The following is a 12,593-nucleotide window of genomic DNA, read 5'->3' as shown; positions in this document are numbered from 1 at the left end:
TCGCCGTACACGTGCTATTTTTTCCGTACTGCATCCACACAAAAATCAGCTATCTGTTTTGAAAAATAGTCTTTGTGTTGCTGGTCGAACTTCGTATTTTGAGCAGGGTCTAAAGGCTCAACTACAACGTAAGTCATTGCACCAACTACACAGAGTGCTGTGGTATTTAGATCTTCCAGATCGAACTCACCACTTGCCTTTCCATCTGCGAGTATTTTAATCACACTCTGTTTAATCAATTGCTTCACACGAAAACGCTCATGTTCTACCAATGAATCAACTGGCTCAAACATGAGTGAATATGCAAGCTGAGGACTGTTTAACGCCCGTTTTACAAATGTTGCTACTGCTTTGTGCAACTTATGTTCTGCTGGCAAATCACTGTCTGTAATCGCATCAATCACCAAAAGCTCGGTATTGATTGCTTCTGATAAGACTTCGATCAGCACCTGACTCTTATTGTCAAAGTAGCGATAAACCAATCCACTCGAAACGCCTGCTTGCTCCGCAATCGTTTGAATTTGTGCGTCTTTAAACCCTCCTTCCGAGATTAACTTTCTGGCAGAACTTAAAATCGATTTACGATTTTGTTCCATCCGTTCTTGCATTAAAGATGATCGTTTGTAGCTCATAAATTTTATTCTCTAACAAATAAAGTGAATTGTAAATCATTTTATGAATCTCTATTCACTTTTTTAAAAAATCATTGTATGGTAATTCACAAGCACCTACAACAATGCTTATGGAACAACAAATATAACCAATGGGATGTATACAATGAACCTACGTAGCTTGAATTTTGGTCTGGATGAAACGCTCGTTGCACTTCAAGACTCAGTTGCCGCATTTTGTGCAAAGGAAATTGCACCAATTGCTCAGCAAGTTGATCAAGACAATAAATTCCCTGCTCATCTTTGGAAAAAGTTTGGCGATATGGGCTTACTAGGCTTAACAGTCTCAGAAGAATACGGTGGCACTAATCTCGGCTATCTTGCTCATATCATCGCGATGCAAGAAATTTCGCGTGCTTCAGCGGCAATCGCTCTTTCTTACGGCGCACATTCTAACTTATGTATCAACCAAATTAACCGTAATGGAAATGCGCAACAAAAGCAGAAATATCTGCCGAAATTAATCTCTGGTGAATACGTCGGTGCCCTTGCGATGTCTGAACCGAATGCGGGTTCTGATGTGGTCAGTATGAAATTACGTGCTGAGCAGAAAGGCGATCATTTTGTTTTAAATGGTTCAAAAATGTGGATTACCAATGGAGGTGATGCTGATGTCCTAGTGGTATACGCAAAAACAGATCCACAAGCAGGTGCAAAAGGCATGACTGCTTTTTTAATTGAAAAAGACATGAAAGGTTTTAGCCATGGGAACCATTTAGACAAACTTGGTATGCGTGGTTCAAATACCTATCCATTATTTTTTGACAATGTGGAAGTACCTGTTGAAAACGTGTTGGGTGGTGTCGGTAACGGCGCTAAAGTCCTGATGAGTGGCTTGGACTATGAGCGTGCGGTATTAAGTGCAGGCCCTCTTGGCATTATGGATGCCTGTATGGATGTGGTGATTCCTTACTTACATCAACGTGAACAGTTTGGACAGGCTTTGGGGGAGTTTCAGCTAATGCAAGGCAAACTTGCTGATATGTATTCAACTTGGCTGGCTTGTAAAGCGCTTGTATATGCGGTTGGTGCGGCATGTGACAAAGCAGATCACGATCGTAGCTTACGTAAAGATGCTGCCAGTGCCATTTTATATGCAGCTGAAAAAGCGACATGGATGGCGGGTGAAGCGATTCAAACTTTAGGTGGTAATGGCTATATCAACGAGTTCCCTACGGGTCGTTTATGGCGCGATGCAAAACTTTATGAAATTGGTGCAGGCACATCTGAAATTCGTCGTATGTTGATCGGACGTGAATTGTTTAATGAAACCAAATAATAACGATAAATCAGGATGCATCATATGAATCAATTACAAAGCAAAATTAATGTGCGAAGTGAAGACTTCAAAACAAACCAACAAGCTATGCAGACTTTGGTCAATGATTTAACACAAGTTGCCCAAAATATTGCATTAGGTGGCGGAGAAAACGCACGTCAAAAGCATTTAGCGCGTGGAAAATTGCTTCCACGTGAACGTATAGATCAACTAATTGACGTTGGCACAGCTTTTTTAGAAATCGGACAACTTGCTGCGTATAAAGTTTATGAAGATGATATTCCTGCTGCTGGTGTGATTGCGGGTATTGGACAGGTTAATAGTGTGACATGCATGATCGTTGCCAATGATGCAACGGTTAAAGGTGGCACGTATTACCCACTTACGGTTAAAAAGCATTTACGTGCTCAAGAAATTGCTGAACAAAATCACTTACCTTGTATTTATCTTGTAGATTCAGGTGGTGCGTATTTACCTATGCAGGATCAGGTATTCCCTGATCGTGATCACTTCGGGCGCATCTTCTACAATCAAGCACGTATGTCGAGCCAAGGTATTGCCCAAATTGCGGTCGTCATGGGTAGCTGTACCGCTGGTGGTGCTTATGTTCCTGCGATGTCAGATGAAACCATCATCGTGCGTAATCAAGGCACGATTTTCTTAGGTGGCCCCCCTCTGGTTAAAGCTGCAACAGGTGAAGTCGTAAGTAGCGAAGATCTTGGTGGTGGTGATGTACATACGCGTCTTTCAGGTGTTGCTGATCACCTCGCTGAAAATGATGAACATGCGATTGCGATTGCACGTAATATCGTTGCCAATTTGAATAAAAAACCAAATGAACTCAATAAACAGATTGATGAACCATTGTTTGATGCGAAAGAGTTGTATGGTGTAGTCCCAACCGATGCGCGCAAGCCATTTGATGTACGAGAAGTGATTGCACGTATCGTCGATGGTTCTCGTTTTGATGAGTTTAAAGCTCGTTTTGGTTCAACCCTAATCACAGGGTTTGCATCACTTTATGGGATGCCCGTCGGAATTATTGCCAATAATGGCATTCTATTTTCTGAGTCAGCTCAAAAAGGCGCACACTTTATTGAGCTATGTACCCAACGCAATATTCCGTTGTTATTTATTCAAAATATCACAGGCTTTATGGTGGGTCGCCAATACGAAAATGAAGGTATTGCCAAGCACGGTGCAAAACTAGTGATGGCGGTTGCAACTGCAAATGTACCAAAACTTACACTCATTATTGGTGGTTCTTTTGGTGCAGGTAACTACGGTATGTGTGGACGTGCTTATTCTCCTCGTTTCTTATGGACTTGGCCAAACTCACGTATTTCTGTCATGGGCGGTGAGCAAGCAGCCAGCGTACTTTCAACTTTGAAGCGTGATCAGATCGAGCAAAAAGGTGCAGAATGGTCAGCACAAGAAGAAGATGAATTTAAAAAACCGATTCGTGATCAGTATGAACGTCAAGGTCATCCTTACTATGCTTCTGCCCGTTTGTGGGATGACGGTGTGATTGATCCAGCGCAAACGCGTCAAGTACTTGGTTTAAGTCTAGCCGCTGCAATGAATGCTCCAATTCAACCGACTAAATTTGGCGTGTTCCGCATGTAAGAGGTGTTTATGAGCTATCAATTTTTACAACTGGAACAGCATGATCAAGTGGCATATGTGTGGCTGAATCGTCCTGAGCTACACAATGCTTTCAATACAACGGTGATTGAAGAATTGCAAACTTGTTTTAAGCAACTTGCTACCCGTGACGATATTCGAGTGGTGGTTTTAGCAGGTCGTGGTAAAAGCTTTTCAGCAGGTGCAGATCTGAATTGGATGAAACAAGCGGGTCAAGCTTCTACAGCAGAAAATGAAGCCGATGCTTTAAAACTCGCACAGATGCTTGAAGCACTTGCAACCTTAAATCAGCCAACCATTGCACGTGTTCATGGCATTGCTTTTGGTGGTGGTATGGGTTTGGCATCTGCATGTGATATTTGCATTGCCAGTACCGATGCAAAGTTTGCAACCTCTGAAGTTCGACTAGGTCTTGCTCCTTCTACGATTAGTCCATATGTGATTCATGCGATTGGCGCTAGACAAGCTTCACGCTATTTTTTAACTGCTGAACGTATCTCAGCGCATGAAGCGAAACAAATCGGCTTGGCACATGAAATTGCGGATGCAGAAGATTTAGATAAAAAAGTTCAAGAGATTATTGATGCATTATTGCTGGGTGGACCACATGCCCAAGCAGCATCTAAGCAACTGATTCAAATGGTCAGCAATCAAAGTATGAACGATGAATTACTTCGACAAACTGCTCAACACATTGCACAAGTCCGTCAAGGCAGTGAGGCAAAAGAAGGCTTAACTGCTTTCTTAAGTAAGCAAGCCCCTGCGTGGACTTCAAATTCTAATAACAACAATTAAGGATGATCAACATGTTTGAAAAGATTTTAATTGCGAACCGTGGCGAGATTGCTTGCCGTGTGATTCGTACTGCCAAAAAATTAGGTATTGCAACGGTTGCCGTTTATTCAGATGCAGACGCACATGCACAACACGTTAAACTTGCCGATGAAGCGATTTATATTGGTCAATCTCCTGCAACACAAAGTTATTTACAAGCTGATCGTATTATTCAAGCGGCGGTTGATACAGGAAGCCAAGCGATTCATCCCGGTTATGGTTTTCTTTCGGAAAACGATCAATTCGCTTTAGCTTGCCAGCAGCACAATATTTGCTTCATTGGCCCTCCAGTCGATGCCATCTTAGCCATGGGCTTAAAAGCAACCTCTAAAGCTTTGATGGAAAAAGCAGGTGTACCTCTAACACCGGGCTATCACGGAACAAATCAAGATGCTGAATTTTTAAAACAGCAAGCTGATCGTATTGGCTATCCAGTACTCATCAAAGCCAGTGCTGGCGGTGGCGGTAAAGGCATGAGTCTGGTGGAACGTAGTGAAGATTTCCTACATTCTCTTGCATCTTGTAAACGTGAAGCCAAATCGAGTTTTGGTAATGATGATGTACTGATTGAACGTTATGTGATTCAACCACGTCATATCGAAGTACAGGTATTTGGCGACACGCATGGCAACTATGTACATTTATTTGAACGGGATTGTTCTGTTCAACGTCGTCATCAAAAAGTATTAGAGGAAGCCCCTGCTCCGCAAATGCCAAGCGAAAAGCTCGATGCAATGCGTCAAGCTGCAATCGATGCTGCGCGTGCGGTAAATTATGTCGGTGCAGGTACGGTTGAGTTTATTGTTGAACAAGACGGTACGGCGTATTTCATGGAAATGAACACACGCTTACAAGTCGAACATCCTGTGACTGAAATGATTACTGGAGAGGACTTAGTTGAATGGCAATTACGTGTTGCGTATGGCGAGCCTTTACCAAAATTACAACATGAATTAAAAAATCACGGGCACGCCCTCGAAGCACGTATTTATGCCGAAGAACCAGAAAAAGGCTTTTTACCTGCGATTGGTAAAATTGACTATCTAAGCTACCCAGCGCAAAACCAATATGTGCGTGTAGATAGTGGCATTGTTGAAGGTGATGAAATTACCACTTTCTATGACCCAATGATTGCCAAATTGATCGTATGGGGTAAAAACCGTGAAGCTGCTTTGATTCAAATGCAACACGCGCTTAGTCAATTCCATGTCGATGGTTTAGGCAATAACATTGCCTTTTTGGAAAAGATTGTACGTTGTGATTCGTTCAAACAAGCAAAATTGGACACGAATCTAATCCAACGTGAAGAACAATTCTTGTTTAGCCCAGCGAATATAAAACCTGAGTTTGTTGTTGCGACTGCATTTATTGAATTTCTAAGCCAAATGCAAAATAACCAATCAACTCAAAAGCAACTGTGGTTGGCACAACCCTTATGGCGTAGTAATGTCACATATCAACACAGCATTAAATTGAACTATTTAAATCAAAATATTCAAATTCAGTTTTCTGCTGCTGAACAAGGGTTTAACGCAGAATTTAATGGTCAGCAGTATCACATCACAGGTCAATTGGCTGATCAGCATAGTGCTAATATTCAAATTGGTGGAATTCAGCAAAAACTTGCCTTTAATCGAGGTTTGCAAGGCATTACCCTGTTCAACGCTGGACAAAGTTATAAGTTTAGCTACTTACGTCAGGATTATAATCAAACTGATGCTCAATCTGAGCAAGGACATCTCAAAGCACCGATGCCTGGTGTGGTGACACAATTACTTGTAGGCGCAAATCACGCCGTGAAGAAAGATGATGTGCTTTTGACGCTTGAAGCGATGAAAATGGAATATACCATTCGTGCTCCAAAAGATGGTGTCATTTTAGATGCCTATTTCCAAGTGGGTGATCAAGTCAAAGCTGGTGATGAGCTTGTGGACTTCCAAGCTGCTGAGGAGGAAGTTGCATGAGTGACTATGTAAAGATTGTAGAAGTTGGGCCTCGTGATGGTTTGCAAAACGAGAAACAAGCTTTAAGCATTGAACAACGCTTGAGTTTTATCAATGATTTAATTGACTCAGGTTTGAAGTCTATTGAAGTGGGTTCATGTGTATCAGCCAAATGGGTACCACAAATGGCGCAGAGCGATGAGTTATTTAAATTGTTGCCACAACGCGATGAGTTAAATTTGAGCTTGCTCACGCCTAATCTTAAAGGCTTCGAAGCTGCCCTAGCAGTAGGATGTAAAGAGGTTGCGGTCTTTACCGCAGCTTCTGAGAGCTTTACTCGAAAGAATATCAACTGCTCGATCGATGAAAGCTTAGAACGATTCTCTGAAATTTTCCAAGCGGCGCAAGCAAATAATGTTCGGGTACGTGGTTATGTCTCTTGTATGGTGGACTGTCCTTACGAAGGTGCAATTGATCCCAAACAAGTCGTGAATGTCGTCACACGGCTACATGACATGGGATGTTATGAAATTTCTTTGGGTGAAACCATTGGGACAGCGACACCAGATCGCGTGCAAAAAGTTTGGCAAGCATGCTTAGCAGAATTGGATAGCAAGATTTTGGCAGGACATTTTCATAATACCTATGGCATGGCAATCGCCAATATCTATCAATCCTTACAGCAAGGCATACGGGTTTTTGACTCTTCGCTTGCTGGACTGGGTGGTTGTCCTTATGCCAAAGGTTCATCAGGTAATGTCGCGACTGAGGACTTGTATTATTTACTGTCTCATATTGGATATGAAACAGGCATTCATCTCGAAAAACTGATGTTGGCTAGCCAAAATATCAATCAGACATTGAACCGAAAAAATTTATCAAATTATGCAAATACTTATCTCCAGCAGTCATGCGCATAAATAAATTCACTGATCCCAAATGCTCCGCAAATTTGGTTTGAAGGAGCATTTAAAATTATTATTGTGGATGATTTATTACAGTTATTTTGTTTTTTAAAATGTCCTATTCACGATGGGTTAATTGATAAAAATAAGAAGTATCCTGTTCTATTTTTGGTGCGATATATTGCTCTACCCAATTTAACCATGCACGTGTTTTCGCATCGATAAAGTGCCGTGAAGGCAATAAGGTATAAACACCAATATCTGGAGAGCGCCAATCTGGCAAAATGTGACATAAGTGTCCAGCCCGAACCGCATCAATCACAGCAAACATAGGCAATAGTGCAATTCCCATATCTTGTTGCACCATATCTAACAAGAGTTCAGGTGTATCTGCGATTAACTGTCCTGAAATATCAATTTGATAGGAACAGCTATTTTCACCGACGAGGTGCCATTGTGGTGTGATGGATGGATTCACCAAACGCAAACACGCGTGATCATGTAACTCATCTGGTGACTGAGGAATGCCATGTTTTTGTAAATAAGCGGGTGAAGCACATAAAACAGAAAAAATGCTACCGATTCGACGAGCAACAAATCTTGAATCAGTCAAAGACTCTGTTAAATACAAACTAACATCAATCCCTTTGGCTAAAAGATCTGGCGCATTTTGCGATGTGCGATATTCAACCGTGAGATCTGGATAAGTTTGGCAGAATTCAGCCATTACAGGTGCAACATAATAATGTCCAAAACTGGCCATACTCTGGATACGTAATCGACCTTTGGGTTTTGCAGCAGTCCCTGTTGCCTCTGCTTCGGCCTCTTCTATGATTGAAAGTACTTGACGACAGCGTTCCGCATAGGTTGCACCAATATCGGTCAATGCATGCTGTCGAGTTGAACGTTGCAACAACTTTACACCCAAACGCGTTTCTAATTCGCTAATCAGACGTGACACCTGTGCTGTGGTCAAATCCATCTGTTCTGCTGCTGCCGTAAAACTTCCACTGTCAATCACTTTCAGGAAAGCATGCATGGCATGTAACAGTCCACCCTCGTGATTTTTGCGCATAACGTAAATATCTTTTCCTAAATTACGCATTGTTGCACCAGTTTAGATCATCCACAATGGTAAATATGTACATACATTGAGCCAGCCCTCTGTTTTAGACGCTAAGCCCATTTTAATTTTTTGTATGTCAATTGCTCCAAACTTCAACTCGGATGTTGAGAAAAGAAAGTCGCACGAACGACCACAATACTAAGGAGACATAAATGAATATAGCGACAAAATTTACTCCAAGAATGATCGCTACAAAGGATGTATCACTTGACGATAAATATATAAGTGATGACGGTACTGCATATATGACGGGAATACAGGCATTGGTTCGTTTACCACTCGCCCAAACACGTCGGGATACTTTACAAGGTTATCAAACTGCAGGTTTTATTTCAGGTTATCGCGGTTCACCTGTAGGTAATTACGATAGTTTCCTTTGGCAAATCGATGGATTGCTTAAAGACCATCATGTAGTCTTTCAACCCGGAGTAAATGAAGACCTAGCTGCAACCGCCATTTGGGGTACACAACAGGCTAACCTTGCTGGACAAGGTAAATATGATGGTGTGACCTCTTGGTGGTATGGCAAAGGTCCTGGTGTCGATCGTTCTGGTGATGTACTTCGCCATGCCAATCTCGCAGGTACAGCCGAGCATGGCGGTGTTGTTGCCTTATTTGGTGATGATCATTCCTGTAAATCTTCGACAGTTCCACATCAATCAGAACATGTCATGATTGGCTGCGGGATTCCAATTTTCTATCCAACATCGGTGCAACATATTTTAGATCTTGGCGTACATGCCGTTGCCATGTCTCGTTTTGCAGGTGTTTGGACCTCAATGAAATTGGTCAGTGAAATTGTTGAAACATCGGCGTCAGTCAAGGTCAGCCTAGACCGTGTAACCCCCATTATTCCAGAAGATGTCGAATTTCCTGAGGGTGGTGTCAATATCCGTTGGCCAGATCATGGTATCCAACAAGAAGAACGACTGTATAAATATCGCCTACCTGCTGTTTTGGCCTATGCACGCGCCAATAAATTGAACCGTGTGACTTTGCCATGTGAAAATGCTCGGATTGGTATCGCTGCTAGTGGCAAAGCCTATTTAGATACCATTGAGGCATTACGTATTTTAGGAATTGAAGGTGAAACAGCAGAACAACTCGGATTACGTGTTTATCAAGTTGAATTGATTTGGCCGTTAGAACCTCAAGGTATCCGTGAATTTGCACAAGGCTTACAAGAGCTGATCGTGGTCGAAGAAAAACGACCGATCCTTGAAGCACAGATCAAAGATGAGCTCTATTCCCTCCCAGATGATCAACGTCCTCGAGTCATTGGTAAAGCCTGTGATGGAAAAGGTGAATGGAGTACCTCAGTTGAAGAAGCACCACTCATTGGACATTATGAATTCCAGCCTGAACCGATTGCTAAAATGCTTGCAACTCGATTCTTAGGCCTTGATTTACCAGAAGCGTTAAGAACACAAATTCAAAATAAAGCAGACTTATTACTTAAAGCAGAACAAGCGTCTCACAGTGTAACTGATCTCGCAGAGCGCAAACCTTATTTCTGTAGCGGTTGCCCACACAACACCTCAACCGTCCTTCCTGAAGGAAGTCGTGCGCTTGGTGGTATTGGTTGTCACTATATTGCGGTTTCACTTGATCGCGGCACAGAAACCTTCTCTCAGATGGGCGGTGAAGGTGTGAGTTGGGTTGGTGCATCTCCTTTCACCAATGAAAAACATATATTTGCAAATCTTGGTGATGGGACCTATTTCCATTCAGGTTATCTTGCCATTCGCCAAGCGATCGCCGCTAAAGTGAATATTACTTACAAAATCCTTTATAACGATGCGGTTGCCATGACAGGTGGACAACATGTCGATGGTCACTTGAGTGTCGCTCAATTAACCCGCCAGTTAGCAGCGGAAGGGATAAAAAAACAAGTCATTGTGACGGATGAACCTGAACTGATTCATGCAGAAGAAGGAATTGCAGCAAATGTAGAAATTCATCATCGAAATGAATTGGATGCGATTCAACGTCAATTGCGCGAAACGTCAGGGGTTACTGCTTTAATTTACGTACAAACTTGTGCCAGCGAAAAACGTCGTCGCCGTAAACGTGATGCCTATCCTGATCCAGCAGAACGTATCTATATCAATACCGATATATGTGAAAGCTGTGGTGATTGTTCTAAAAAATCGAATTGTTTATCCATTGAAACTGTAGAAACTGCATTAGGACCAAAACGCCAGATTAATCAAAGCACGTGTAACAAAGATTTTTCTTGTGTTGACGGTTTCTGTCCAAGTTTTGTCACGGTACATACCCGCGACATGAAACGTCCTGAAAAATTTGAAGGTATTGCTGCAGGTTGGCCTGAAACACCAATCATTCCAGTACTTGATGATGTACCAAATCGTATTATGGTAGGTGGTGTTGGTGGTACAGGTGTGGTGACGATTGGTGCCCTACTCGGTATGGCAGCACATCTTGAAGGTAAAGCAACACGTGTGATGGATATGGCCGGACTGGCTCAAAAAGGCGGTACGGTTTATTCCTATATCCAAGTCGCAAATTCAGATGAGCATATTTCTTCAACCAAGATTCCAGCGGGTCAATGTGATCTTTTAATCGGTGCAGATGCCGTGGTGGCCGGTAGTAGTGCTGCACTTTCTCGCTTAAAAGAAAATGCGGTGGTGATTGTGAATGAAGATGCTTCACCGACATCAGACTTTATTGACTCTCGTGACTGGTATGCGCCTATCAGTGACTTAGTTGACCGTCTACGTGGTCGTACCCGCAAAGGTACACTAGTATCACTATCTGCAACACGTATCGCAACTTTAGTACTGGGCGATGCAATCTTTACCAATCAACTATTACTGGGTATGGCATGGCAATCAGGTCGTATACCGCTATTACGTCAAAGCATTGAAAAAGCCATTCAACTCAATGGCACTGCCGTAGAAAAGAATCTAGAAGCTTTCCGCATTGGCTGTCACCTTGCGAGTGATCCAAGTTTAGCGCCACGGTTGCTTGCAGCCATGCAAAAAACTAAAAAACCTGAAACATTGGCTGAATTAATCGAGGATCGTTCAGCACGTTTGGTTGACTATTGGAATGAAGCCTATGCGATGAAGTATCGTCGTTTAGTTGAACAAGCATCGAAAACATTACCAGAGGAATTGACCGCGACGATTGCGACACAACTATATCGCGTCATGGCCTATAAAGATGAATATGAAGTCGCTCGTCTTTTAACCGGTAAAAAATTCAAAGAGTCGATTGAAACCCATTTTGGTAAAGGCTTACGCTTAACTTACCATCTTGCTCCACCGACTTTAGGTGCTGATCAATATATTCGTAAGCGTGCTTTCGGATATTGGATTCGTTTCCCAATGATGTTACTTGCACGTTTGCAGTTGCTTCGGGAAACCTTCCTCGATCCATTTGCACGTCATGAAGAACGCAGACGTGAACAAGCTTGGCGTGATCGTTATATCGCATTTGTTGAAGCACTGATTGCTTCACCTGAACAGTATGACTTAACTGTTGCTGAGGAAATTGCTCAGTTACCTGTAGAAGTACGTGGCTTTGGTCATATTAAAACCCAAGCCATGCAAACAGCGATGCAACGTTGGGATGAGTTGTCTTTAGTACTCAAAAAATAAGGAAATAGCAATAAAGTTGATATGACGACTTTATAAAAGAAAATTTAAAGCGTTAAGAATTTGGCTCTTAACGCTTTGTTTATGAAAATGCAGAATTACATACTATAGCAAGTGTATAACCAATAAAATCAGAAATAGCACTGCGACTACAGCATTCACTTTCAATATCTTTTTAGGCGAATAGGTCAATAACAATCCGACCGCCAAAGCTGCAAAGCTAATGCACCCTAACCATTCTGAAAGTCCAATTGAAATGCCTTTAAAGTATGCAGTGAATCCCGCAGATACAATCAGCAAGCCCCAACCTACAATTTGAAATAAACGACAATTTCGTTGACTGACTGGGCTTGAGAAAATCTCACGTTGGTGCTTCGCCATCGTACAAGCCAGACTCGACAATCCAACCACACAAACACACCATAGTAGCAAAGCAGTCATTCTATAGACTCCTGTGCATTCTTGTTTTTAGGCTGCGCTTTTTTCTTGATCGGTAAGCCTTGATAACGTTTTAGCTTGTAGTAAGCGTAAATAAAGATCAGTCCTAAAGTGATCGATACCAGATCAAAAC

The 12,593-nt window shown here is 42.2% G+C and carries 9 protein-coding genes; 6 read left to right on the top strand and 3 right to left on the bottom strand.

Going from position 1 to position 12,593, the window contains the following annotated elements:
* Window positions 1-14 precede the first annotated feature (14 nt).
* Entirely contained in the window at window positions 15-632 is a 618-nt protein-coding gene (locus HMPREF0023_RS05445; protein ID WP_005080687.1) for a TetR/AcrR family transcriptional regulator, read from the bottom strand.
* 145 nt (window positions 633-777) lie between these two features.
* On the opposite strand from HMPREF0023_RS05445, the gene HMPREF0023_RS05440 reads away from it, so the two are divergent.
* Genes HMPREF0023_RS05440 through HMPREF0023_RS05420 form a run of 5 tightly spaced genes read left to right on the top strand, consistent with a single transcriptional unit; the run spans window position 778 to window position 7,291 of the window.
* Window positions 778-1,950 (top strand): isovaleryl-CoA dehydrogenase, encoded by a 1,173-nt coding sequence (locus tag HMPREF0023_RS05440; RefSeq protein ID WP_017396625.1) that lies wholly within the window; start codon window positions 778-780, stop codon window positions 1,948-1,950.
* 24 nt (window positions 1,951-1,974) lie between these two features.
* A complete protein-coding gene (locus HMPREF0023_RS05435) occupies window positions 1,975-3,576 on the top strand; it encodes a carboxyl transferase domain-containing protein (protein ID WP_008941402.1) in 1,602 nt (533 codons plus the stop codon).
* Window positions 3,577-3,585: 9 nt separating this feature from the next.
* The gene (locus HMPREF0023_RS05430; protein ID WP_008941401.1) at window positions 3,586-4,389 is read left to right on the top strand and encodes an enoyl-CoA hydratase/isomerase family protein; all 804 of its coding nucleotides are present in this window, start codon (window positions 3,586-3,588) and stop codon (window positions 4,387-4,389) included.
* Between the two features lie 11 nt (window positions 4,390-4,400).
* On the top strand, window positions 4,401-6,392 hold the full coding sequence (locus tag HMPREF0023_RS05425) for an acetyl/propionyl/methylcrotonyl-CoA carboxylase subunit alpha (RefSeq protein WP_017396624.1): 1,992 nt from the start codon (window positions 4,401-4,403) through the stop codon (window positions 6,390-6,392).
* Window positions 6,389-7,291, top strand: coding sequence for a hydroxymethylglutaryl-CoA lyase (locus HMPREF0023_RS05420; RefSeq protein ID WP_008941399.1), 903 nt, complete (start codon window positions 6,389-6,391; stop codon window positions 7,289-7,291). The genes HMPREF0023_RS05425 and HMPREF0023_RS05420 overlap by 4 nt, the downstream gene beginning before the upstream one ends.
* Window positions 7,292-7,394: 103 nt before the next feature.
* Here HMPREF0023_RS05420 and HMPREF0023_RS05415 read toward each other — a convergent pair whose 3' ends face one another.
* Window positions 7,395-8,351 carry a LysR family transcriptional regulator gene (locus HMPREF0023_RS05415; RefSeq protein ID WP_026056311.1) on the bottom strand — a complete coding sequence of 319 codons (957 nt, stop codon included), beginning with the start codon at window positions 8,349-8,351 and terminating at the stop codon, window positions 7,395-7,397.
* A gap of 203 nt (window positions 8,352-8,554) precedes the next feature.
* On the opposite strand from HMPREF0023_RS05415, the gene HMPREF0023_RS05410 reads away from it, so the two are divergent.
* Entirely contained in the window at window positions 8,555-12,025 is a 3,471-nt protein-coding gene (locus tag HMPREF0023_RS05410; protein WP_008941397.1) for an indolepyruvate ferredoxin oxidoreductase family protein, read from the top strand.
* A gap of 102 nt (window positions 12,026-12,127) precedes the next feature.
* Here HMPREF0023_RS05410 and HMPREF0023_RS05405 read toward each other — a convergent pair whose 3' ends face one another.
* Window positions 12,128-12,463, bottom strand: a complete 336-nt coding sequence (locus tag HMPREF0023_RS05405) for a DUF3325 domain-containing protein (protein WP_005090523.1) — start codon at window positions 12,461-12,463, stop codon at window positions 12,128-12,130.
* Between the last annotated feature and the right edge of the window lie 130 nt (window positions 12,464-12,593).

The organism is Acinetobacter sp. ATCC 27244 (assembly GCF_000156555.1).
Taxonomy (GTDB): domain Bacteria; phylum Pseudomonadota; class Gammaproteobacteria; order Pseudomonadales; family Moraxellaceae; genus Acinetobacter; species Acinetobacter haemolyticus.
The sequence above is the reverse complement of the archived record's forward strand: the minus strand, read 5'-3'. Positions and strand labels throughout refer to the sequence as shown.